Source organism: Aeromonas jandaei (assembly GCF_037890695.1).
Taxonomy (GTDB): domain Bacteria; phylum Pseudomonadota; class Gammaproteobacteria; order Enterobacterales; family Aeromonadaceae; genus Aeromonas; species Aeromonas jandaei.
This window is the reverse complement of the sequence record NZ_CP149571.1, coordinates 2,169,334-2,192,718: the sequence shown is the minus strand read 5'-3', so window position 1 is coordinate 2,192,718 and position 23,385 is coordinate 2,169,334. Positions and strand designations below refer to the sequence as shown.

At 60.4% G+C, this 23,385-nt stretch carries 16 protein-coding genes and 2 pseudogenes; 10 read left to right on the top strand and 8 right to left on the bottom strand.

Annotation, left to right across the window (positions count from 1 at the left end; translation table 11 throughout):
- Positions 1 to 600: 600 nt before the first annotated feature.
- Both WE862_RS10580 and WE862_RS10575 read left to right on the top strand, forming a co-directional pair.
- Complete coding sequence (locus WE862_RS10580; protein ID WP_167334751.1) at positions 601 to 741, top strand: hypothetical protein; 141 nt, start codon at positions 601 to 603, stop codon at positions 739 to 741.
- Positions 741 to 2,088: pseudogene (locus WE862_RS10575) on the top strand (APC family permease). The gene WE862_RS10580 and the pseudogene WE862_RS10575 overlap by 1 nt, the downstream one beginning before the upstream one ends.
- Positions 2,089 to 2,181: 93 nt before the next feature.
- On the opposite strand, the gene WE862_RS10570 reads toward WE862_RS10575, so the two are convergent.
- Entirely contained in the window at positions 2,182 to 2,556 is a 375-nt protein-coding gene (locus tag WE862_RS10570) for a hypothetical protein (RefSeq protein ID WP_225628265.1), read from the bottom strand.
- Positions 2,557 to 2,805: 249 nt separating this feature from the next.
- Between WE862_RS10570 and WE862_RS10565 the strand changes: the two genes are divergently transcribed.
- Both WE862_RS10565 and WE862_RS10560 read left to right on the top strand, forming a co-directional pair.
- On the top strand, positions 2,806 to 3,954 hold the full coding sequence (locus tag WE862_RS10565) for a sodium:phosphate symporter (protein WP_042033088.1): 1,149 nt from the start codon (positions 2,806 to 2,808) through the stop codon (positions 3,952 to 3,954).
- A gap of 172 nt (positions 3,955 to 4,126) precedes the next feature.
- The gene (locus WE862_RS10560; protein ID WP_042033086.1) at positions 4,127 to 4,597 is read left to right on the top strand and encodes an FKBP-type peptidyl-prolyl cis-trans isomerase; all 471 of its coding nucleotides are present in this window, start codon (positions 4,127 to 4,129) and stop codon (positions 4,595 to 4,597) included.
- A 183-nt stretch (positions 4,598 to 4,780) separates the two neighbouring features.
- Here the strand turns inward: WE862_RS10560 and rdgC are convergent, their stop codons facing one another.
- Positions 4,781 to 5,692, bottom strand: coding sequence for a recombination-associated protein RdgC (gene rdgC / locus WE862_RS10555; protein WP_033113354.1), 912 nt, complete (start codon positions 5,690 to 5,692; stop codon positions 4,781 to 4,783).
- 180 nt (positions 5,693 to 5,872) lie between these two features.
- On the opposite strand from rdgC, the gene WE862_RS10550 reads away from it, so the two are divergent.
- From WE862_RS10550 to WE862_RS10540, 3 genes are all read left to right on the top strand, one after another.
- A complete protein-coding gene (locus tag WE862_RS10550) occupies positions 5,873 to 6,301 on the top strand; it encodes a GNAT family N-acetyltransferase (protein ID WP_041208255.1) in 429 nt (142 codons plus the stop codon).
- Between the two features lie 103 nt (positions 6,302 to 6,404).
- Positions 6,405 to 7,631: an exonuclease SbcCD subunit D C-terminal domain-containing protein gene (locus WE862_RS10545; RefSeq protein ID WP_042033084.1), complete on the top strand. Its 1,227-nt coding sequence runs from the start codon at positions 6,405 to 6,407 to the stop codon at positions 7,629 to 7,631.
- Complete coding sequence (locus WE862_RS10540; RefSeq protein WP_042033081.1) at positions 7,628 to 11,380, top strand: AAA family ATPase; 3,753 nt, start codon at positions 7,628 to 7,630, stop codon at positions 11,378 to 11,380. Before WE862_RS10545 ends, WE862_RS10540 begins: the two co-directional genes overlap by 4 nt.
- Before the next feature lie 65 nt (positions 11,381 to 11,445).
- Here the strand turns inward: WE862_RS10540 and WE862_RS10535 are convergent, their stop codons facing one another.
- On the bottom strand, positions 11,446 to 12,210 hold the full coding sequence (locus tag WE862_RS10535; protein ID WP_042033079.1) for a DODA-type extradiol aromatic ring-opening family dioxygenase: 765 nt from the start codon (positions 12,208 to 12,210) through the stop codon (positions 11,446 to 11,448).
- Between the two features lie 217 nt (positions 12,211 to 12,427).
- Complete coding sequence (locus WE862_RS10530) at positions 12,428 to 12,673, bottom strand: hypothetical protein (protein ID WP_042033078.1); 246 nt, start codon at positions 12,671 to 12,673, stop codon at positions 12,428 to 12,430.
- A gap of 308 nt (positions 12,674 to 12,981) precedes the next feature.
- Here WE862_RS10530 and pykF point away from each other — a divergent pair, with 308 nt between their 5' ends.
- From pykF to WE862_RS10515, 3 genes are all read left to right on the top strand, one after another.
- Positions 12,982 to 14,394, top strand: coding sequence for a pyruvate kinase PykF (gene pykF / locus WE862_RS10525; RefSeq protein WP_042033075.1), 1,413 nt, complete (start codon positions 12,982 to 12,984; stop codon positions 14,392 to 14,394).
- A 150-nt stretch (positions 14,395 to 14,544) separates the two neighbouring features.
- Positions 14,545 to 17,880: a mechanosensitive channel MscK gene (gene mscK / locus WE862_RS10520; protein WP_042033073.1), complete on the top strand. Its 3,336-nt coding sequence runs from the start codon at positions 14,545 to 14,547 to the stop codon at positions 17,878 to 17,880.
- Between the two features lie 407 nt (positions 17,881 to 18,287).
- Positions 18,288 to 19,226, top strand: coding sequence for a GGDEF domain-containing protein (locus tag WE862_RS10515; protein WP_042033071.1), 939 nt, complete (start codon positions 18,288 to 18,290; stop codon positions 19,224 to 19,226).
- A 36-nt stretch (positions 19,227 to 19,262) separates the two neighbouring features.
- On the opposite strand, the gene crr is transcribed toward WE862_RS10515, so the two are convergent.
- From crr to cysK, 4 genes and pseudogenes are all read right to left on the bottom strand, one after another.
- Positions 19,263 to 19,772 carry a PTS glucose transporter subunit IIA gene (gene crr, locus WE862_RS10510; protein ID WP_005303134.1) on the bottom strand — a complete coding sequence of 170 codons (510 nt, stop codon included), beginning with the start codon at positions 19,770 to 19,772 and terminating at the stop codon, positions 19,263 to 19,265.
- Positions 19,773 to 19,814: 42 nt separating this feature from the next.
- Positions 19,815 to 21,542 (bottom strand): annotated as a pseudogene (gene ptsI, locus WE862_RS10505) (phosphoenolpyruvate-protein phosphotransferase PtsI).
- 44 nt (positions 21,543 to 21,586) lie between these two features.
- Positions 21,587 to 21,844: an HPr family phosphocarrier protein gene (locus tag WE862_RS10500; protein ID WP_005303128.1), complete on the bottom strand. Its 258-nt coding sequence runs from the start codon at positions 21,842 to 21,844 to the stop codon at positions 21,587 to 21,589.
- A gap of 442 nt (positions 21,845 to 22,286) precedes the next feature.
- A complete protein-coding gene (gene cysK, locus WE862_RS10495; RefSeq protein ID WP_042033070.1) occupies positions 22,287 to 23,255 on the bottom strand; it encodes a cysteine synthase A in 969 nt (322 codons plus the stop codon).
- Positions 23,256 to 23,385: the final 130 nt, after the last annotated feature.

Genomic DNA, 23,385 nt, shown 5'->3' with positions numbered 1-23,385 from the left:
GCCGCCCCGCATGTTTTGCCATTGCGCTTTTTGCTGAAAATGTGACTGATTTCAAATCGGCACCCGCCACTATCGCCCTCCGTGACGTGGCACTGACCAGGCAAACCATTTAACTTAGTCATTTTTATGACTAAAAATGCAATCGCTATTTTCCCCCGCCAACCCCCTTATTCCCGCCAGCAACGCCTCCGGGAGGTTGGGCAACAGCCCAGGGGATGGCGGCAAATATGATCAGGATCAATCTTGAGGCGCAATGCGCCCTGCAGGGACAATCAGGACAAATTTCGCACAGCAGGAAAATAGTGAACCGCCCCCCTGAATGCCCCCGTAAAGAGGGGGGCGGCACGGGGTCGGCCACAGGGGGCGAGTGACCACTTACATTCGCGGCGATTATGCAAAAAAATGCGATATTGAGCCGATTATTGCTTGTCAAGGGGGAATCCCGAATGCACAATACGCCGCCAATAAAGGACCGATGTTCACTGCGACATCGGTTTTTGTATTTTGAAGAGCAGTGCAAACCCACCACAAGAGGCCGGAAACGTTCCGGAAGTGATACCCGAGATTGCCAACAATCTCCCGACGTTAATGAGGAAAAACATGGGGCGTTTCAATGCTTTCCTGCCGGCTAATACCGGTTTGCGCCTCCCCGGCGCCTTTGATCTGCAGGCCTGCGAATCCACCGCAATCCTGTACTCGTTGCAAGCACGTGCTGCGGCACTGATTGAGGAGAAAGCGTAATGGCATCTCAAGGCGCCAAGCTGCTCAAAACCCTGACCCTGACCCAAGTGATCGTCATGGGTTTGGCCTACCTGACCCCCATGGCTGTATTCGATACCTTCGCCATCGTCGGTGACATCACCGAAGGCCGGGTCGCCACTGCCTATCTGCTGGCCCTCGGCGGCATCCTGCTGACCGCCTTCAGCTACGGCCATCTGGTGCGCAAGTTCCCCTCTGCGGGCTCTGCCTATACCTACGCCCAGAAAGTATTCAACCCCTACATCGGTTTCATGGTCGGCTGGTTCATCCCTGCTCGACTACATGTTCATGCCGATGATCAACATCCTGCTGGCCAAGATCTACCTGACCGCCATGTTCCCGGGTGTCGAGCCCTGGGTCTTCATCTTCGGTCTGGTGACCGTGATGACCTTCCTCAACCTGCGCGGCATCAACCTGGTGGCCAACTTCAATGGCCTCATCGTGGTGATCCAGCTGGCCATCATCACCATCTTCATCGGTCTGATGGCATGGGGCATCTACCACGGTGAAGGCGCCGGCACCCTGATGAGCAGCCGTCCGTTCCACTTCGAGTCAGCACAGCTGGTACCGCTCTTCACCGGCGCAACCATTCTCTGCTTCTCGTTCCTGGGCTTTGACGGTCTCAGCTCTCTCTCCGAAGAGACCCCGAACGCCGGCAAGGTGATCCCCAAGGCGATCGTGCTGACTGCCCTTATCGGCGGCATCATCTTCGTGGTGGTCTCCTACTGCCTGCAGCTCTACTTCCCGAGCCTCTCCCGCTTCCAGCATCCGGATGCGGTACTGCCGGAGATCGCCCTCTATGTCGGTGGCACCTTCTTCCAGTCGGTAGTGCTGGTCTGCACCACGGTCGCGGTACTGGCCTCCGGCATGGCGGCTCACGCCGGTGTGTCGCGCATCCTCTACGTGATGGGTCGTGACCACATGATCCCGGAGCGGGTATTTGGCTACATCCACCCGAAATACCGCACTCCGGCCATCAACGTGCTGATGGTCGGTGCGCTGGCTCTCTCCGCCGTGTCGTTTGATCTGGATACCGCGCTGGCGCTGGTCAACTTCGGTGCGCTGGTGGCATTCAGCTTCGTCAACCTGTCGGTGATCGGTCAGTTCTGGGTGCGCGAGAAGCGCAACAAGACCCTCAAGGACCACATCGTCTATCTGCTGATGCCGCTGCTCGGTGCCGCCACCATCGGCGCCCTCTGGATCAACCTGGAGCAGAGCTCCCTCGAGCTTGGCCTGATCTGGGCTGGCCTCGGCGTGACCTATCTGTTCTTGCGTCTGGCGGTGTTCCGTATCCCGTTCCGTCAGTACGAAGAGGCGGCCGACGCCTGATCGCCTGCGGATAGCGCATAACAAAAGGGGAGCCATGGCTCCCCTTTTTGCTGCCGGTCTGTTGCCGGTCACACGGGCTTGGGCCCGGTCTGCTTACTGCTTATCCAGCACGGCGGTCGCAGCAGCCTTGAGCGGATCGCGAGCGATGGTCTTGGCATCCTGCTCCGCCTTGTGCAGTTGCTGGTTTGCCTTGTCCATCTTCTGCTGCACACCGTTGCTGCTCTCCTTGAGGTCGGCGCGCTTCTCGCCCAGCAGGTCGGTGCGACCTTTTTGCACCTCGGCTTTCACCTTCTCTTTCTCCTGCTTCACCAGCTTGCTGGTATCACAGTTGCCCTTGACACCCAGAGTGGCGTTCACCGCTTCGTTTTTGAGGGCCTTGTCGAGGTTGCAATCTGTTTTCAACAGGCTGGCCTGTGCCCCTGCCGAGAGCAGCCCCAGCGACAGAGAGAGGATCCATGCACGCATCATCTTGTTTACTCCTGCTTGCCAATAAAGGGGCGCAGTGTAGCGATCACGTCCCGGCTGGCAAGGCGGCAGTGCCTTCATTCCCCCTTTTGTCACCCCAGAGCCAACCGGCTCGGTCAGCGCCTGTCGCCGCAGCTCGTCGTCATAAAAACATCATCGAAATGTCACGTTGTCATATTTCTGTCATTAACCACTGATTAAATGCGCGGGTCATCAACAACCCAAGACGGCACGGCCGTCCCAAGAGGCTTTATGCAACAGAGTGACTCCCAACAGCAGCAGTCAGCGACCCGCGCCCTGTTCAACTGGATGAGTGTCATCGCCCTGGTTTACCTGATCCTGGTAGCCGTCGGCGCAGTCTCCCACGGTTTCAAAGGTTTCTCCGGCGGCGCCGAGGGCGCAGCCCAGATCTTCGCGTTTGCCAACAACCCCTTCGTCGCCCTGCTGCTCGGCATCCTGGCGACCGCGCTGGTGCAATCCTCCAGCACTGTGACCTCGGTCATCGTCGGTCTGGTTGCCGGCGGCCTGCCCATCGGCATGGCCATCCCCATGGTCATGGGTGCCAACCTCGGCACCACCATCACCAACACCATCGTTTCGCTGGGCCATGTCCGCGACCGTACCGAATTCCGCCGCGCCTTCGCCGCCGCCACCGTACACGACTTCTTCAACCTGCTGGCCGTGGTCATCTTCCTGCCGCTGGAGCTGATGTTCGGTCTGCTGCAGCATAGCGCCGAATGGCTGGCCAACATGCTGGTGGGCTCTGCCAACATGTCGATGAAGGGCATGGATTTCATGAAGCCGCTGACCGCACCGGCCCAGCAGCTGATCGACAGCGCCGTCTCCTTCCTGCCGGGCAAGGGTGCCGCCATCGCCACCATCGTCATCGGTATCCTGCTGATCCTGGCCAGCGTCACTTATCTGGGCAAAGTGCTGCAGAAGGTGCTGGTTGGCCGCGCCAAAGAGGTACTGCACAAGGCATTGGGCCGTGGCCCGCTGAGCGGCATCACCTCCGGTGCGCTGGTGACCATCATGGTGCAGTCCTCCTCCACCACCACCAGCCTGATGATCCCGCTGGCTGGCGGCGGCGTGTTCAGCACTCGCCAGCTCTACCCCTTCACTCTGGGCGCCAATATCGGTACAACCATCACCGCCCTGCTGGCTGCCACCGCCATCAGCGGAGCCGGTGCCCAGCTGGCCCTGACCATTGCGCTGGTCCACGTACTGTTCAACGTCTTCGCCGTGGCGCTGATTTATGGCCTGCCATTCCTGCGTGACCTGCCGGTGCGCGCCGCCGAAGGGCTGGCCCGGATTGGCAGCGAGAACAAGCTGCTGGCGCTTGGCTATGTGGCGGGACTCTTCTTCGCCCTGCCGGCCCTGATGATGGTCGTGGCCAAGTAAGCGCTGCCGCCATAACAAGGGGCGAGTCACCGACTCGCCCCTTTTTACGTCTGCGCTACCCTGCTTTGCCTGCCCGCTCACATCCTCCCGCCCTGTGGCTCGCCATCAGGGGCGGTGCGCGATAAGATGGCTCCTCATTGCACTCTTTGTCTTTCTTGGAATAGGAAAACCGATGAAATTCATACTGATCGCGCTGCTGGTTGCCGGTGTCGCCTATTACTTCTACTCCAGCAGCAATAACAAGAAGCTGGCCGAAGATAATGTTCGCCAGGGAGCCGAGTTCCTCGCCAGCAATAAGGAGAAACCGCTGGTGACCACCACCGCCTCCGGCCTGCAGTACGAAGTGCTGACTCCGGGCACCGGCACGGTTCACCCCACCGCCACCAGCAAGGTGAAGGTGCACTACGAGGGCAAGCTGCTGGACGGTACCGTCTTTGACAGCTCGGTCGCCCGTGGCGAGCCCATCGAGTTTGGCCTCAATCAGGTGATCAAGGGGTGGACTGAAGGAGTTCAGCTGATGGTGGAAGGAGAGAAGACCCGTTTCTATATCCCGGCCAACCTCGCCTACGGTGACCGCGCCGCCGGCAAAATTCCGCCGGGATCCGTGCTGATCTTTGATGTGGAGCTGCTGGGTATCAAGTAAGCCCCTGTGGCGAAATCCCACGCCCGAGCTTATCTTCGACGTGGCGCTGCCGGGTATCCAGTCAACCGCAGCTCAAAGAGGGCCGACCACCAGTCGGCCCTCTCTGTTTGGAATGAACTCTGGCCATCAGCGCCCATAAAAAAACCGCCCTCGGGCGGTTTTTTGCAATCAGGCTGAATCAGTTCAGATGGACTGCTCTTCGCCCCCCAGGGCGGCAAACAGCGCCGGAATGAACTGGGAGAGCTCGGCGGTCACCAGCGCGAAGTCGGCATCCAGACGGGCGGCCGGGTCTTCGCTGGTCACGTCGTCGTTCTGCTCGCGCAGCTCTTCGCTGAACTTCAGGCGCTTGATGGAGAGATCATCCCCCAGCACGAAGCTAACGGTCTCGCCCCAGTTGAGGGCCAGCTTGGTCACCAGCTTGTCGTTGGCCAGATGGTTCTTGATTTCATCCGTCATCAGATCCTGCTGCTTGCAGCGGATGATGCCGCCGTGCTCCATGGCACTGCGCAGCTCGGCTTCATCTTCCAGGGTGAACGAAGCTGGCAGATTGCCCTCGTTCAGCCACTCGGTCATGGTGATTTCGGGCGGGTTCTTGAGGGCTACCGGCACTACCGGCAGGGAGCCGATGGATTTGCGCAACAGTGCCAGCAGGTCATCCGCCTTCTTGGCAGAGCCCGCATCCACCACCATCAGGTTGTCGGCCGGATTGATCCAGGCGAAGGTCTGGCTGGTACGGCTGAAGGCGCGCGGCAGCAGGGTATGGAGGATCTCCTCTTTCAGCGCTTCCTTCTCTTTCTTCTTGAGGGCACGCCCCTGCTCGAACTCGATCGCCTCTACCTTCTCCGCCAGCATCTCCTTGACCACGGTACCGGGCAGCATCTTCTCCTCCTTGCGAGCGCAGATGAGGATATGGCCGGAGGCAGAGTGGGTCAGGGTTGAGCCGAATTTGCCAAGGGGCTTGACCCACCCGAACCGGGAGATGTCCTGACTGCCGCAAGGGGTGAAGGCACAGGCCTCCAGCTGGGTTTCCAGCTGCTCCACGGTCAGGTCAAAGGGGCGGGTAAAGCGATAAATCTGCAGGTTTTTAAACCACATGGCGTCCTCGGTCTCGATAGATTGTCCGGCGGGCATTGTACTAGAGAGGCGCTTTGTGATCAGCCAATCATTCTTGCTAAATAAAGGGCGATCGACTTCACAGGGTGCCATCCCAGTTACCGGAACTGTCATCAAGTTCCCCTAGACTGCGAAGGTGAAGTTGTTAACAAGGATGAAGATATGTTGCGGCCCAGTCGCCCCGAAGACATGGACGAGATCGTCGAAATCTGGTTGCTGGCCTCCCTGCAGGCCCACGATTTCGTCGATGCCTCCTGCTGGTGGCAGGCTCAGGAGGATCTGCGCACCCGCTACCTCGATCACGCCCATATCTGGGTGTTCGAGGAGCGCGGTGACCTGCTCGGATTTATGGCGCTGGTAGACAACTACCTCGCCGCCCTCTTTGTGCGCCCCGACCGACAGGGACGCGGCGTCGGCCACGCCCTCTTGCAGGAGGCGAAGCGTCAGGGTGCGTCGCTCCACGCCAGAGTCTTCGTGGAAAATTCCCAGGCTGTGCGCTTCTACCGCCGCCACGGCTTTGTCATCGAGGCGGAGGAGTCCGACCCCCTTACCGGCCACCCCCAGTACAAGATGTGCTGCGAACCCGCATGAACTGACGGCAGCCCCCTGTTTTACTTGAAAAAAGCACGGGGCATCCTCATCTTGTCACCATCGGGTGCCACCGGCACCATCCCAGGATCCGGGTTGCTTTCTCATGAAAATCCTCCATACCGCCGACTGGCATCTTGGCCATCAACTCCATGGTCACGACCGCCGTTTTGAACACGATGCCTTCCTCGACTGGCTGACCGATACCCTCAAGGCACGCGAGATCGACGCCCTGCTGGTAGCGGGCGATCTGTTTGATACCGCCAATCCGCCCGCCAGCGCCTGGCAACAGCTCTACCGTTTTCTGGCGCGGCTGCGCGCCGAGCTGCCTCACCTCAACATGGTGCTGATCGGCGGCAACCACGACTCCCCCTCCAAGCTGGATGCCCCCCACGAGCTGCTGCGCGCCTTTGACCTGCATCTGGTAGGCAGCATCAGCCGCGATGGTGATGGCAAACTCGACATCGACCGTCTGCTGGTACCGCTGCAAGACCGGGAGGGCAAGATTGCCGCCTGGTGCGCCGCCGTGCCCTTCCTGCGCAGCAGCGATCTGCGGGTGGAACAGCTGGCAGAGGGGCAAGACAGGCTGATCGAAGGGGTACGCCAAATCTACGCCGAGGTGCTGGCCGAAGGGCGCGCCCGCTGCGGCGATGATCTGCCGCTCATCGCCATGGGCCATGCCTATCTGGCGGCAGGCCAGCTCTCCGAGCTTTCAGAGCGGCGAGTGCTCGGCGGCAACCAGCACGCCCTGCCTGCCGAACTCTTTGCCGGTGCCGACTATACGGCGCTCGGTCACCTCCATCTGGCCCAGAGCCCGGCCGAGGGGGTGCACTACAGCGGCTCGCCGCTGCCGCTTTCGCTCGCCGAAGCCAACTACAACCATCAGGTGCTGGAAGTAACCTTTGCAGAAGGCAAACTGGCCGGGCTGGAGCGGATCCCGGTGCCCCGCGCAGTGGAGATGATCCGTCTGCCCCAGAGCCCTCTCGACGAGGCACTCGAAGCCATCGAGGCACTGACGCTCCCCCCTTGTCCACAAGAAGCACAACCCTTCCTCGAAGTGCGGTTGCTGCTGCCCAAGCCAGAGGCCCGCATCCGCGAGCGGATTCTGGCGGCCATCGCCGACAAACCGATGCGGCTGACCCGCATCAGTACCCAGTATCAGGGCTCGGGCAAAGGGCTGGCCGATGGTCGCGAGCGGCGCAGGCTGGATGAGCTCTCCCCCACCGAGGTGTTTCGCCTCTGCTATCAGCGCCAGTTTGAGGGGGAGCCCGAGGCACAGCTGGTCGCCTCGTTTGAAGAGATCCTGGAGCAGGTGAAGGAGTCAAACCAATGAAAATCTTGTCTCTGTCTGGTGAGAATCTGGCCAGTCTGACCGGCGCCTTCACCATCGACTTTACCCGCGGGGCACTCGGCGCCGCGGGGCTGTTTGCCATCACCGGCAATACCGGCGCCGGCAAGAGCACATTGCTCGACGCTATTTGTCTCGCCCTCTACGACGAGATGCCGCGCTTTATCGCCAATCGCAAGAACGTGGCCGAAGTGGGCCGCATGGATGACGAGGAGAAGCTCAAGGCCAACGACGTGCGCGGCATCCTCAGCCGCGGCCATGCCAGCGGCTTTGCCGAGGTACAGTTTCGCGGCTGCGATGGTCGCATCTGGCTGGCCCGCTGGGCGGTGCGCCGCGCCCGCAACCGCGCCGAAGGGCGCTTTCAGGCACAGGAGCGCACCCTGACCGATGTCGAGTCGGGTCAGGTTTTCTCCGGCAGCAAGCGGGAGCTGCAGGATCGCATCGATGAACTGGTGGGGCTCTCCTGGGAGCAGTTCCGCCGCGCGGTGATCCTGCCGCAGGGGGAGTTTGCCGCCTTCCTCAAATCGGACGCCAACGAGCGCTCCGCCCTGCTCGAACGAATGACCGGCACCGAGCTCTACTCCGCCATCTCCATCCAGACCTATGAGCGGGCGCGGGAGGAGCAGCAGAAGCTGACCGCCATCACCCAGCGCCTCGGCGACGTGGCGCTGATGGACGAGGCAACCCGCGAGCAGTGGGTAAGCCGGCAGGTGAGCCTCGCCACCACCCTCAAGCATGAGCAGCAACAACAGCAGCTGATGCAGGATCTGCGTGACCTCAACGGTCGCATCGCCACCCAGCAGCAAGGTTGCAGCGAGGGTGAAGCCGCGCTGGAGGCCGCTCTGCAGGCCCACGGCGCCGCCGCTCCCGAGCGCGAGGAGTTCGCCCGCGCCGAGCAGGCACAGGTGGCCCGCGCCGATCACGACGAGCTGGCCCGCCTCACTCTTGAGGTGCAGCAGCAGGAGAAGGTGATCGCCGAGCTGGGGCCGGAGCTGGCCAAACTCGAGGAGCAGACCCAGCAGAGCGCCCTCACCGAACAGCAGCTGCTGGCCGAGAAAATTGCCGCCGAGCGCGAATGGGGCGCCCTGCAACCCGAACTCAAGCGGGCACAGGAGCTGGACACCCGCATTCGGGAAAAGCAGCAGCAGTTGCAGAAGATCCAGCAGGAGGGGACTCAGGAGCGGGAAGTGCAGCTCACCCTCGAGCAGGGGTGGCGCGAACAGAGTCAGCAGGTGGAACAGCTCAGGCGCCAGCACCAGCAGTGGAGCCTCTGGCTGGAAGAGAACAAGGAGCTGGCACCGGTCGCCCGCCAGTGGCAGCCCCTGCTCACCGCCATGCAGGATTGGGCCGGGGATGCCGACAAGCTGCAACAACTGCTCACCCTGCGGGATCACAAGCTGCGCGCCCTGCAGCAGCTGCAGCGCCAGCTGGAACAGGGTCAGCAGGAGCGCGACTACTGGCAACATGAACAGACGCGGCTACAGCAGCAACAGAACGAGTTGCAGGAGCAGCAGTGGGAGAGCCGCCTCGCCAAGGCGCAGGAGCTGTGGCAGCAACAGACCGAACAGCTGGGCCAGCTGCGCCAGCTGCTGGAGCTGGCCGACTATGGCCGCAATCACGGCGAGCAGCATACCCGCTTGCAACAGGAGATTGCCCAGCTGGAGCAGGCGCTCGGCAAACTCGCCACCCTTGGCGACGAGCTGGCGCCAGCCCGCGAGCGGCTCGCCCTGCAGCGGGACGAGGCGCGCCACGCGCTGGAGCAGTCCCGAGCGGTGGCCACGTTCGAGCAGTATCGCCATATCCTGAGCGATGGCACCCCCTGCCCGCTCTGCGGCGCCGAGGAGCACCCCTACAGCCAGAGCCAGCCGCAGGTGGCGGGTATTCTCGGTCAACTGGCGGAGCGGGCCCGCAGCCTGGAGCTCGAATGGGAGCGGCTCAACCACCAATACATTCAGTGCGAGAGCGAGCGTCAGGAGCTGGCTCGCCAGCTGGCAGTGCGCCAGCAGCACCTGCCGGAGCTGGAGGCGCGCGCCGAACAGCTGACCCAGCGCTGGCTGCAGCTGGGAGGCGATACCCTGCTGGGCCATCCGCTGCCGCTGCGCCAGAGCCCCATCGAGTGGAACGAGCTGATGAGCACCCTGCTCGGCCACGGCCAGACGCTGGAGCAGGGGCTGGCCCACAGCCAGCAACTGCTGCGTCAGGCCCAGCTAGGCCAGCAGCAGTTGCAGGGAGTGCGTCAGCAGCTGAGCCAGCTGGGCGCCCAGCACCAGCAGTTCGAGCAGCAGTGGCAGGAGACTGACCGTCATCGCATTGCGCTGGAAGGGGAAGTGAAGGCAATGGGCGAGCAGGAAGCGACCCTGCGCCAGCGCCTCGAACAGGGGGGCAACCGTCTCGATGAACAGATGGCTGGCCAACCCTGGCGCCAGTGGCTCGGCAGCCAGCAGTGGCGCGAGTGGCAGCGGGCCTGCGAGGCCTGGCTGCACGGCCAGAGCGAGTGGGAGCGGCTGGCCAGCGAGATCGCCAGCCTCACCCCGGCCCGGAGCGCACAGGAGGCGCGCCTGCAGACCCAGCGCGAGCTGCTGCACAGGCTGGAGCGGGACTACAAGGAGCACGAGCAGCAGCGGCAGGGCCTGCTGACAAGCCGCGCTGCCTGTCTGGGTGGCGAGGAGATCGCACTGGTCGAGAACCGCTGGCAGCAACGACTGCAGCAGCTCGCCAGCGAACTTGAGGCGATGCAACAGAGCGCCCGCGCCCTGCGCGAGCGGCAGACCGAGCTCAAGACCCGTCTCACCCATGTGGAGCAGGAGAAACAGGTGAGCAGCCGCCGCAAACGGGAGGTGCTGGGCCGCTGGGCTGCCCACGCCAGTACCCTCGGCATCGCCGAATATGACTTGCGCCGCCTGCTGGCCATCAGCCCCGATGAGCTCAAGGCGCGCCGTGCCGCCCTGCAAGGGCTGGAGGATGCGGTTGGCGAGGCGCGCACCCGCCTTGCCGAGCGGCAGCGGGCGCTGGCGCTGGAGGAGAGCAAGCGGGAGCGCTATCGCGAACATCACCCCGAGCTGGCTGCCCTGCCGCAGGAGGAGCTGCTGCTGCGGCTCACGGCGCTGGAAGCCCACTGCCGCGAGCTCGACGAGCAACTGTTCGAGTGCAAGAGCACGCTGGCGCAGGCCGAAGCGGCCGCCCTCAAGGCGGGCAGCCTGCAACAGGAGCTGGCCGCCCAGCAGGCGGTGGCCGATCACTGGCAGCAGTTGTGCGATCTGATCGGGCAGGCCAACGGCGCCAAGTTCCGCACCTTTGCCCAGAGCCTCACCCTCGAACGCCTGTTGCTGGAGGCCAACGCCCAGCTCGCCGAGCTCTCGCCCCGCTACCGGCTGGAGCGGGTGCCCGGCACCGATCTGGCACTGCAGGTGGTGGATCTCGACATGGGGGACGAAGTGCGCTCGGTGGACTCCCTCTCCGGCGGCGAGAGTTTTCTGGTGTCGCTGGCGCTGGCGCTGGCCCTCTCCAGCCTCTCGTCGCGGCAGACCCAGGTCGAATCGCTGTTTATCGACGAGGGGTTCGGCACCCTGGATCCGGACAGTCTGGATCTGGCGCTCGCCAGCCTCGACTCCCTGCAGGCCGCCGGTCGCCAGATCGGGGTTATCTCCCACGTCCAGACCCTGGTGGAGCGGATTGGCGTACAAGTCAGAGTTGAAGCCCTCGGTGGCGGCGAAAGCCGGGTTATCGTCCCCTGACCGTAGCCAATCCCCAAAACGACAAGAGCCCGCCAATTGGCGGGCTCTTGCTTGCACGGAGCTCGTTAATCGAAGCGGTAAGCCCCCATGTAGAGGCTGCCGCCATCCCAGCTCTCGTGCAGCAGGGTCGGTGCCTTGCCCTGCGCAGCCCCCAGCGCCACAAAGAGCGGGCGCAGGTGGTCATCGTGGGGATGGGACTCCACCGCTCCGGGGGCCAACCGACGATAGTCGAGCAGCGCCTCTCGCTCCCCTGCCGCCATCGCCCCTTCCAGCCAGTCGACAAACTGGCTCGCCCAGCGCGGCACCGGCGACCCCTCGGGCCCCAAGGCCCGCAGGTTGTGGGTGATGGCGCCGGAGGCGAGGATACCAATCCCCTGACTGCGCAAGTCGGCAAGTGCCTCCCCCAGCTGCCAGAGCTGGGTCGGGGTGAAGCTGGCAGGGATGGAGATCTGCACCAGCGGGATCTCGCTGTCCGGGTCGATCAGGGAGAGCGGTGACCAGACCCCGTGGTCCAGCTCGCGCCTCACCGGGGTGGCTGCCAACCCCGCCAGCGTCAGCTGATCGCCCACCGCCTGCTGTAACCATTCGGGGCTGCTGGCTGGCCAGCGCATCCGGTAGAGCGGCTCGGGGAAGCCGTAAAAGTCGTACATCAGCGCCGGCTTGGGCTCGACGTTGATTTGCAGCTCGCGACTGAACCAGTGAGCGGAGATGACCACCAATCCCTTGAGATCCCCCAGCCGCAGGGTGCTCAGAAAACGGGTGGCAGGTTGATCACGCAACACCAGATCCGGTGCGCCGTGAGAGATAAACCAGACAGGGGCGAGGGACATAACAGTGACTCCAGCAAGGGTTTGGATGGCGATTTTTGCCACAAGGCAACGCCGCTGAATTCATTATCAGCCCGCCTAAACAAGTTAACAATCAGGCTAAATAGATAAGCACTATCAACCTATTTTTGATAATCAGGCGACCAGCCCCACCATTGTCAAAAGAGGGCACCCGGCTGGTTAGCCCGTTTTGCGGTTGCCCCCGCCACCTGATGACCGTTCAATGCCTCTCGCCGGAAAGGGCCACGCGGGTCGCCGCCCCCTGCGCCTGCCACTCCTGCAACAGCAATCGCTCTGCGGCCACCTCTGCCGAGAGCGGTGCCGCACCTTCGGCCGAGTGGTTGCCGGTAAAAGCTGATCGCCAGTGGTGATTGCCCGGCCAGCTGGCGTCAGGCATGGCATGGGCCAGCAACAGTGCCCCCGCCAGCAAAAGCAGTACCGGGCCACCCCATGGGCTGTTTTCCATCTGTTTCCCCTTCACAAGCGCGCCAATGGGCTAACATCTTTGCGCAAGCTGGTGACAAGACGGTGACAGTGAGCAGGTGGTCATTTTACAACATCTGAACCTTCTCTCCGCCAATAAGACACAGATGGCAACATTTGTCGTCAATCAGCTCAGACCAGTGGATGCATGCTCTAAAAAGTGACCAACAGGAAAACGTTATCCCTGAAAAGAAAACGTTATCTGGTCAAAACGTTGTTTCTGGATCATAAAAAGAATCCAAAAACTGGTGTATATTGCTCGGCGGAAACTCCTTAACCATGAAGACTGACATGAAAAAGACCAAAATCGTCTGCACCATCGGTCCCAAGACCGAATCCAAAGAAATGCTGGCAAAAATGCTGGACGCCGGCATGAACGTCATGCGCCTGAACTTCTCTCACGGTGATTACGAAGAGCACGGCACCCGTATCCGCAACCTGCGCGAAGTGATGGCCGAGACCGGCAAGCGCGCAGCTATCCTGCTGGATACCAAGGGTCCGGAAATCCGTACCATGAAGCTGGAAGGTGGCAATGACGTAGCACTGGTTGCTGGCCAGACCTTCACCTTCACCACCGACCAGACCGTGGTTGGCAACAAAGACAAAGTGGCCGTGACCTATGCAGGTTTCGCCAACGACCTGCGCGTCGGCAACCGCATCCTGGTTGACGACGGCCTGATCGGTCTGGACGTCATCGAAATCACCGAGCGCGAAGTTGTTTGTAAAGTACTGAACAACGGCGATCTGGGCGAGAACAAGGGCGTCAACCTGCCGGGCGTCTCCATCAAGCTGCCGGCCCTGGCCGAGAAAGACAAGCGCGACCTGATCTTCGGTTGCGAGCAGAGCGTTGATTTCGTTGCTGCTTCCTTCATCCGCAAGAAAGAAGACGTACTGGAAATCCGTGAGCACCTGAAAGCCCACGGTGGCGAGAACATCCAGATCATCTCCAAGATCGAAAACCAGGAAGGTCTGGACAACTTCGACGAGATCCTGGCTGTTTCCGACGGCATCATGGTTGCTCGTGGCGACATGGGTGTAGAGATCCCGGTTGAAGAGGTTATCTTCGCCCAGAAGATGATCATCGCCAAGTGCAACAAGGCCCGCAAAGTGGTTATCACTGCCACCCAGATGCTGGACTCCATGATCAAGAACCCGCGTCCGACCCGCGCCGAAGCCGGCGACGTGGCCAACGCCATCCTGGACGGTACCGACGCAGTCATGCTGTCCGGTGAGTCCGCCAAGGGTAAGTACCCGCTGGAAGCCGTGACCATCATGGCCACCATCTGCGAGCGTACCGATGCCGTGATGCCGTCCAACCTGTCTGCTTCTAACGACAGCAACAAGCTGCGCATCACCGAAGCCGTATGTAAAGGCGCGGTAGAGACCTCCGAGAAGCTGGACGCCCCGCTGATCGTGGTTGCCACCGAAGGCGGCAAGTCTGCCAAGGCTATCCGCAAGTACTTCCCGAAAGCCTGGATCCTGGCGATCACCACCAACAAGAAGACCGCTGCCCAGCTGGTTCTGACCAAGGGTGTGGTTGCTCACGTGGTTGACAGCATCGCCTCTACCGACGATTTCTATCGCATCGGTAAAGAAGCCGCGCTGGAAATCGGCATGGGCCAGAAAGGTGACGTAGTTGTGATGGTCTCCGGTGCTCTGGTACCGAGCGGCACCACCAACACCGCTTCTGTTCACGTTCTTTAATCGGAACTGAACAAGCTGAAAACGGCGCCTGCGGGCGCCGTTTTTTTTATCCCTCCCCCCTGCTTCGCAAAGAGTGCCGGTGTTAGAATCCCCGCGGATTTAATCTAGGTGGGAAATTTCCCGATCACCGCGCAATAACCCGGAAGTTATATGCAATCAACACCCTTCAAGAGAGCATCGGCCATCCTGTTGCCGCTGCTCTGCCTACTCGTCAGCCTCTGCGGTGCCCCGCAAGCCATGGCGCAGGATGTTCCATCCCGCGCTTCCGTCCAGCGGGCGCTGGACAATCTGGGCAAATCCGAGACCCTGACCGTCAGCCAGCAGGCCGACCAGAAGTTTCTGACTGAAACCCTCACCCTGCTCGACAGCATCGACAAGGAGGAGGCGAAAGCCAAGGCGCAGGCCCAGCGCATTCGCAATCTGCCGGGTGAGCTGCGCGACATCAGCGCCAAGCTCAACGACCTGACCCAGGGCAAGAGCCCGGAGCAGATCAAGAGCGAATACGCCAGCATGAGTCTGGCCGAGCTCGACAACCGCCAGCCCGATGTGCTGGCCAACATGCAGGCCGCCCAGGAGGCGCTCGGCGCCATCGGCAGCCAGCTCACCAACCTGCAGACCCTGCCGGAGCGCGCCCAGAGCAGCATGAGCCGTGCCTATCAGCGCAGTCAGGAGATCCGCAGCCGCCTTAATGCCGGCGAGAGCGTCAGCAGCGCCGAGAAGATGAAGCTCAACACCGAGCTGGCACTGCTCGACCTGCAACTTTCCCAGCTGCAAAAGGATCTGGACAACCGTACCAGCATGCAGGATCTGGCGGTCAAACAGCGCGACTACCAGAACGCCCGCCTCACCAGTGAAGAGCAGAAGCTGCAACTGTTGCAGGAGCAGAGCAGCGCCAAGCGCCTCGGCGACACCGAGAAGACCGCCGAACAGACCGGCGAGCTGGTAGCGACCGAAGACAGCCCGCTGGTACAAAAAGAGCAGGTTCTCAACCACCAGCTCAGCCAGCAACTCATCAGCGCCACCACCAACCTCAACTCGCTGGTACAGAAAAACCTGCAGGCCAAGAGCTGGCTGGAGCGCGGCACCCAGACCGAGCGCAACCTCAACGAACAGGTGCAGATGCTCAAGGGTAATCTGCTGCTGTCACGCATCCTCTATCAGCTCTATCAACAGCTGGAAGCGGCGCCGACCATCGCCGTCAAAAACCTCGAAGAGCAGATCGCCGATCTGCATCTGGCCCAGTTCGAGCTGAGTCAGCAGCGTGACCAGCTGTTCCAGAAGAACCTCTATCTGGACAACCTGATCGCGAGCAGCAAGGAGCCGGTCAGCGATGAAGACAAGGAGAGCCTTGCCAAGCTCATCGATACCCGCATCAACCTGCTCGATCAGCTCAACCGCCAGCTCGACAGCCAGCTCACCAACGCTATCAGCCTGCAGCTGACCCAGCAGCAGCTGGCGCGGGTCTATGCCTCTATCGAATTTACCCTGCAACAGCACATCTTCTGGGTAAGCAGCAACAAACCGATCGACTTCAAGTGGTTTATCAGCTGGCCCGCCCAGGCCTACAAACAGGCCTCCGACTGGGTGCTGAAACCGGACTGGAGCCAGTGGCGCGAAGAGCTGCTGGGGATCTCCCTGCTCGCCTTCCCGCTGCTGCTCATCGGCGGCCTGCTGATGTGGAAGCGTCCGGCACTGGCCGAACGCCAGAAAAAGATTGCCAAGGATCTGGGCCGCTTCCGTCAGGACAGCCAGTGGCACACCCCGCGCGCACTCTTCTTTACCCTGTTGCAGCGCCTGCCGGGCAGCCTGTTCATTCTGGCGGGCGGCCTGCTGCTCACCTACTGTGGTCTGTTGAGCCCCAAGCTCATCTTCCAGATCACTCTGAACCTGGCACTCAGCTATCTGGTCTTCAGCATCTACATGGCGGTGATGCGCCCGGGCGGACTCGGTGAATCCCACTTCCGCATCCCGCGCGCCGAGCTGCAGGCCAAGCGCAACAGCATGCGCTACCTCTGGTTGCCGCTGCTGCCCCTCATCATGCTGTCGACCAAGGCGGTGGTAGAACCCTCCTCCCTAGGCAACGACGTGATTGGTCAGGCACTCACCCTGATCCTGCTGGCGCTGGCCGCCTATCTGGTGTTCCCCATCTCCCGCGCCCGCATCAAGGGTGAGGCGAGCATGGCCCAGACCATGACCGCCATTGCGCTGGCCCTGGCCCCGGTGGCGCTGATCGTGCTGGCGGTGCTCGGCTACTACTACACCGCGCTCAAGCTGACCGGTCGCCTGATCGAATCCTTCTATCTGCTGATCATCTGGAGTCTGGTCTACCGCACCGCCCTGCGCGGGCTGGAGCTGGCGGCCCGTCGTCTGGCCTACCGCCGCGCGGTGGCCAAACGTGAGCACAAATCTTCGGAAGATGCGGAAGGTGGCGAGTCCATCGAAGAGCAACCGATGGATCTGGAGGATGTCAGCCAGCAGTCCCTGCGTCTGACTCGCACCGTACTGCTGCTGATCTTCGGCGTCGCCTTCTACTGGCTCTGGTCCGATCTGGTCGCGGTATTCTCCTACCTCGACAGCATGGTGCTGTGGCACCGCACTGAAGGCACCGGTGCCAATGCCGTGCTCTTCCCCATCAGCCTGAGTGACGTGCTGATCGGCCTCCTGCTGCTCGGCGGCGCCTGGTCGCTGGCACGCAACCTGCCGGGTTTGCTGGAGGTGCTGGTGCTCTCCAAGCTCAATCTGGCTCAGGGGACGGCCTACGCCATCACCACCATGCTCAACTACGTACTGATCGGCTTCGGCTCCCTGACCGCCCTCTCCATGATGGGCGTGCAGTGGGACAAGCTGCAGTGGGTAGCGGGTGGTCTGTCAGTCGGTATCGGTTTTGGCATGAAGGAGATCCTCTCCAACTTCGTCTCCGGCATCATCATCCTGTTCGAGCGTCCGGTGCGGATCGGTGACACCGTCACCATCGGCTCCTTCTCGGGTACCGTCTCGCGGATCCGCATTCGCGCCACCACGCTGACCGACTTCGACCGTAAAGAGGTGATCATCCCCAACCAGCAGCTGATGACCGAGCGTCTGATCAACTGGTCGCTGAGTGACACCGTGACCCGGGTCATCGTGCGGGTGGGCGTGGCATACGGTTCCGATCTGGAGCTGACCCGCACCCTGCTCAAACAGGCGGCGGACGAGAACAGCCGGGTGCTGAAAGACCCGGCGCCCATCGTCTACTTCCTCACCTTCGGTGCCAGCACCCTGGATCACGAGCTGCGCTTCTTCGTGAGCGAACTGGGGGATCGCAACCCTGCGGTGGACGAGTTGAACCGCAAGATCGACCAGCTGTTCCGCGAGAACGGCATCGAGATCGCCTTCAACCAGATGGATGTCTACATCAAGAACATGCAGGGGGAGGAGCAGAAGGTCGAATCCAGCTCCGGCGCCCTGCCGCCACCTCCTGCCGAAGAGGGCAAGCAGCCCGCTTAAGGGGAAGACTGTTCCGGCAAAGCCGCTCACCTGTGTGAGCGGCTTTTTTATTGCGTTCACATGATCGGTCAGCAGATCGGAGGAGGCTCGGCAAGCCCTGGGGAGGTGGCTACCCGGCAAGTGTGGCCCTCTCTGGCGCCAGAATACCGTTATTTTATAAACAAAATTGTTTATAAAATAAGCCGCTAAACGCGTTGAATCATTGCCGCAAGCCGCTCTGATGACATCGGCAGACACCCAGCAGCCCCCTCCGAACCGGTGCAACATGCTGCTACAGCCCCCTTTTACCCTGCTTTCAGATGAGACGATAGCCAGCCCCGGCCGCGCCCCAGAAATCCATTTACCACCTGCGCTGGCTAACCTATGTTAGAGAAAGTGACAAAAGGATCAGGGAGCACCACGTGACGATGGAAGAGAGAGAACTGCAGCAGATCCTGTTTCGCTCCTTTGACGTGATACCGCTCCCCATTCTGGTGTCAGAATCGGTGGCGCGCCGCGAGGGTCTGCCCGATACCGGTGACAACATCCCCGTTCGTCGCCATCGCTTTCTCAACCGCGCCTTTCGCGAACAGCTCGGGTATGACCTGGCCGATCTGCCCGATATGGACAGCTGGTTTCGCCTCGCCTATCCCGATGCAACCTACCGCAGCGCGATCATTCAGGCTTGGCACACCGAGGTAGAACAGTCACTGCAACAGGGTCTGGAGGTGGCAGAGATGCCCGCCCTGATCCGTTGCAAGAATGGCCAGCACCGCTGGTTCGTGGTAACGGCCCAGCTGGGGGCCGATGCCATTCCGAATGGCCATATCGTCACCTTCCGCGACATTCACGACCTGCAGTGTATGGTGGAAGAGGTGAGCCGCCTCTCCTGTACCGACCCCCTCACCGAGCTGTGTAACCGTCGTGGTGCCGAGCAGCAGCTGCAATCCCACCGGATGCAGGGCGATGCCTTTGCCCTGGTGCTGGGCGATATCGACCACTTCAAGCAGATCAACGACCGTTACGGTCACCCTGCGGGGGATGCGGCGCTCTGCGCAGTTGCAGACACCATGACAGAACTGCTGCAACCGGGGGAGTGCCTGGCCCGCTGGGGCGGCGAGGAGTTTCTGCTGATCTTTCCGGATCACACGCTGGAGCAAGCTGCTTGCCGCGCCGAACGGCTGCGCCAGCAGGTCAGCGAGCTGGCCATGCCATGGCAGGGACAGACTATCACTCTCACCATCAGCCTTGGCTGCGCCGCTACCCGGGGCGATCAGAGCATCGACTACCTGCTGATGATGGCCGATCGGGCGCTTTATCTCGCCAAGGAGCAGGGACGTAACCGGGTGGTGGTCACGAAAGAGTAAGGGAGGAGAGGAAACAGGTTCTGGGCCTGTTACTGCTTATTTCTTGATGCGGATCACCGGGGTCTCGCCCACAGTCACGGCACCAGTCATCTTCACCAGCTCTTTGATCTCGTCCATGTTGGAGATGACCACCGGAGTCAGGGTAGATTTGGCTTTCGCTTCCAGAACGGCCAGATCGAACTCGATGATGGTGTCGCCGCGCTTGACCTGCTGGCCTTCCTGAGCGATACGCTTGAAGCCTTCGCCTTTCAGCTCAACGGTGTCGATACCGAAGTGAACGAACAGCTCGATGCCGGAGTCAGATTCCAGAGAGAACGCGTGGTTGGTCTCGAAAATCTTGCCGATGGTGCCGTCGCACGGAGCAACCATTTTGTTGCCAGCCGGCTTGATGGCGATACCGTCACCAACGATTTTCTCGGCGAAGACGACATCAGGCACATCTTCGATCGGCACGATTTCGCCAGACAGCGGAGCAAAGATTTCGATGCCACCGGTGTCAGAGCTATCGTCAGAAACCAGTTTCTTCAGTTTGTCGAACAGACCCATATAAAGCTCCTAGAGATGATTTTTCGCTGTTTGCAGCCGATCTTAGCAGACTGCCTTCTGCTTAATAAAGTTATCTACGCATGCTTCGATTTCAGCAGCGGTGGCAAAGCTCAGTGCTTGATCAGCCATTGCCTTCACATCTTCGAAGTTGGTGTTGCGGATAAGCTTCTTGATACGCGGTACAGAGATGGCGCTCATGGAGAACTCATCCAGACCCATACCCAGCAGCAGCAGGGTGGCACGCTCGTCACCAGCCAGTTCACCACACATACCGGTTCACTTGCCTTCGGCATGGGAAGCATCGATAACCATCTTGATCAGGGTCAGGACGGAGGGTGACAGCGGGTTGTACATCGCGGAGATCATCTCGTTACCACGGTCGACAGCCAGGGTGTACTGGGTCAGGTCGTTGGTACCGATACTGAAGAAATCCACTTCCTTGGCAAGATGATGAGCCATGACGGCAGCAGCCGGGGTCTCGATCATGATACCCACTTCGATGGATTCATCAAAGGCTTTGCCTTCGGCGCGCAGTTCGGCTTTCAGCGTCTCTACGGTAGCTTTCAGGCTACGGAACTCTTCGACAGAGATGATCATCGGGAACATGATGCGCAGTTTGCCGAAGGCAGACGCGCGCAGGATGGCCCGCAGCTGAGCGTGCATGATGTCTTCGCGGTCGAAGAAAATACGCACGGCACGCCAGCCCAGGAAGGGGTTCATCTCTTTCGGGAAATTCATGTACGGCAGCTCTTTGTCGCCGCCAATGTCCATGGTACGCACGATGATCGGCTGATCCGGCATCGCTTCGGCCACTTCTTTGTAGGCTTTGAACTGCTCATCTTCGGTCGGCAGCGCGTCACGGTCCATGAACAGGAACTCGGTACGGTACAGACCCACGCCTTCGGCGCCATTGCGGATGGCACCTTCGGTATCCTTGACGGTACCGATGTTGGCGCACACTTCGACCTGATGACCATCCAGAGTGATGGCAGGCAGATCTTTCAGCTTGGCCAGCTCGTCTTTCTCGGCCTGATAACGGGCCTGAGTCTCTTTAAACTGGGTCAGCTCGGCTTCGCTCGGGTTGATCACAACTTTGTTGTTGATGGCGTCGAGCAGGATCATCTCACCGTTCTTGACGCGATCGGTGATGTCGTTGGTGCCCACGATGGCCGGCAGCTCCAGGGAGCGAGCCATGATGGAGGTGTGGGAAGTACGGCCACCGATGTCGGTAACGAAACCCAGCACATATTTCAGGTTGATCTGAGCAGTTTCGGACGGGGTCAGGTCTTTGGCGACCAGAATCACCTCTTCGTCGATGGTGCTCAGGTTGACAACGGCGATGCCCAGTACGTTCTTGACCAGACGGGTACCGATGTCACGGAAGTCGGTTGCGCGCTCGCGCAGATAGGGGTCGTCCAGCTCGGCCATCATCTTGGCGTACTGTTCGATCACCTCGTAGATGGCTTTGTCGGCGGATGCCTTGTTATCTTTGATGAAGGATTTGATATCCCCTTCCAGCTCTTCATCTTCGAGCAACATGATGTGGCCTTCGAAGATGGCCTCTTTTTCTTCGCCGAAGGTGCGACCGGCCATCTCTTTGATGGCTTCCAGCTGTGCAGCTGACTTGGTGCGGGCTTCGAGGAAGCGGTTGATCTCGACATCAATCTGGTCAGCAGAGATCTTGCCCTGATTGATAACGATTTCATCTTCTTTCAGAAGAAGCGCCTTACCGAATGCGATACCGGGGGACGCAAGAATGCCAGATATCATAATCCTTCCTATTAAAACGACTGTGGGGGAGGAGTAAAGCTGGATTACTCCAGCTCGTCCATCAGGGCAACCAGCTTCTCAACGGCTTTCTGAGCGTCCGGGCCGTCGGCCTGGATGGTCACGTTGGTGCCTTTGGTCAGACCCAGAGTCTGCAGCTTGAACAGGCTCTTGGCGCTGGCGGATTTGCCACCGGAGACCACAGTGATCTCGCTTTGGAATTCTTTGGCTTCTTTCACGAACTGAGCTGCCGGACGGGTGTGCAGGCCGTTTTCAGCAGTAATAACAACAGACTTCTCGTACATGGTTTCACCCCATATTATTGATATTTTTTAGTGAGCAGGTCGCTTTTCAGACAACCTGACCCACCGTGTCAGTATGGATATGTTGTAAAGTAACGAAAGCAGACCCGCAATGGTTTAATCCAGGTCAATTTTCTGTGCAGTATTTCGGTGTCTTGGTCGGGATTTTTCCGTTATTGGGCTACAAGCCGCATCAGGACTGGCCTGAAATTATTTTATAACGAAAAATAACACTTTGTTACTTTGTGATACCTGACCATCAGACACCGCGTGACGCCGCACAGGATATGAGATTTATCACAGAATGTCTGCTTTTTTTCTCGCTCCGGAGCTTGTTATTTTACCCCAAAAAATAAGGGCCCGAGTGGCGCTGGGCGATGCAGAGTCTAGCCCATAAAGAAACGGCGCTCCTGGGAGCGCCGTCTGGTCAGTGCAATCTTGTTGTTTACTGCTGCAATTCCTGTTCGCTGAATACGCCGGCAAACAGGGCGCTGGAGAGGTAGCGCTCCGCGGCGCTCGGCAGGATAACGACAATCGTTTTTCCTTCAAACTCCGGCAGCTCGGCCAGACGGCTGGCAGCCACCACGGCAGCACCGGAGCTGATCCCGGCCAGGATCCCCTCCTCCTCCATCAGGCGGCGGGCCATTTCGATGGCTTCGTCACTGGTCACCTGCTCAACACGATCAATCAGGGAGAGGTCGAGGTTGCCCGGAATAAAGCCGGCACCAATACCCTGGATCTTGTGGGGGCCCGGTTTGATCTCTTCACCGGCCAGCTTCTGGCTGATGACCGGCGACTCGGCAGGTTCGACCGCGACAGAGACCACCGCCTTGCCCAGAGTCTTTTTCAAGTAGCGGGAAACACCGGTAATGGTGCCACCGGTACCGACCCCGGCCACGAACACATCCACCTCACCGTCAGTGGCATCCCAAATCTCGGGGCCGGTGGTCTTTTCGTGGATCTCCGGGTTGGCCGGGTTTTCAAACTGTTGCAACAACACATACTTGCCCGGCTCGGACTCGAGGATCTCGTTGGCCTTGGCGATGGCCCCTTTCATGCCAAGCGGTCCTTCGGTCAGCACCAGATTGGCCCCGAGCGCCTTGAGCAGCTTGCGGCGCTCCAGACTCATGGTGGCCGGCATGGTCAGGGTGATGGGATAGCCGCGAGCAGCCGCGACGAAGGCCAGAGCAATACCCGTGTTGCCGCTGGTGGGCTCGATGATCTCCTTACCCTTGGTCAGGATGCCGCGCTTCTCGGCATCCCAAATCAGGTTGGCACCGATCCGGCACTTGACGCTGAAGCTGGGGTTGCGGCTCTCGATCTTGGCCAGCACGCGGCCTTTGGTAACACGGTTGAGACGAACCAGCGGGGTGTGACCGATAGTCTGGCTATTGTCCTCAAAAATTTTGCTCATGGTGCTATCCCTGTGTTTGTTACGACGATGAAACAAGATTACCCTGTGGTTTCTGAATGAGAAGTGACTATTCGTTATAACCATATGGTATTACAACATATAGAGCTTATTCTCTCTGGCCCCTGACTCC

Coding starts and splice junctions, on each gene's coding strand:
- cysK (WP_042033070.1), bottom strand. CDS start 23,255: ATGAGCAAAATTTTTGAGGACAATAGCCAGACTATCGGTCACACCCCG.
- WE862_RS10500 (WP_005303128.1), bottom strand. CDS start 21,844: ATGTACGAGAAGTCTGTTGTTATTACTGCTGAAAACGGCCTGCACACC.
- WE862_RS10540 (WP_042033081.1), top strand. CDS start 7,628: ATGAAAATCTTGTCTCTGTCTGGTGAGAATCTGGCCAGTCTGACCGGC.
- WE862_RS10580 (WP_167334751.1), top strand. CDS start 601: ATGGGGCGTTTCAATGCTTTCCTGCCGGCTAATACCGGTTTGCGCCTC.
- WE862_RS10570 (WP_225628265.1), bottom strand. CDS start 2,556: ATGATGCGTGCATGGATCCTCTCTCTGTCGCTGGGGCTGCTCTCGGCA.
- WE862_RS10530 (WP_042033078.1), bottom strand. CDS start 12,673: ATGGAAAACAGCCCATGGGGTGGCCCGGTACTGCTTTTGCTGGCGGGG.
- WE862_RS10565 (WP_042033088.1), top strand. CDS start 2,806: ATGCAACAGAGTGACTCCCAACAGCAGCAGTCAGCGACCCGCGCCCTG.
- WE862_RS10550 (WP_041208255.1), top strand. CDS start 5,873: ATGTTGCGGCCCAGTCGCCCCGAAGACATGGACGAGATCGTCGAAATC.
- WE862_RS10560 (WP_042033086.1), top strand. CDS start 4,127: ATGAAATTCATACTGATCGCGCTGCTGGTTGCCGGTGTCGCCTATTAC.
- rdgC (WP_033113354.1), bottom strand. CDS start 5,692: ATGTGGTTTAAAAACCTGCAGATTTATCGCTTTACCCGCCCCTTTGAC.
- crr (WP_005303134.1), bottom strand. CDS start 19,772: ATGGGTCTGTTCGACAAACTGAAGAAACTGGTTTCTGACGATAGCTCT.
- WE862_RS10515 (WP_042033071.1), top strand. CDS start 18,288: ATGGAAGAGAGAGAACTGCAGCAGATCCTGTTTCGCTCCTTTGACGTG.
- WE862_RS10535 (WP_042033079.1), bottom strand. CDS start 12,210: ATGTCCCTCGCCCCTGTCTGGTTTATCTCTCACGGCGCACCGGATCTG.
- WE862_RS10545 (WP_042033084.1), top strand. CDS start 6,405: ATGAAAATCCTCCATACCGCCGACTGGCATCTTGGCCATCAACTCCAT.
- mscK (WP_042033073.1), top strand. CDS start 14,545: ATGCAATCAACACCCTTCAAGAGAGCATCGGCCATCCTGTTGCCGCTG.
- pykF (WP_042033075.1), top strand. CDS start 12,982: ATGAAAAAGACCAAAATCGTCTGCACCATCGGTCCCAAGACCGAATCC.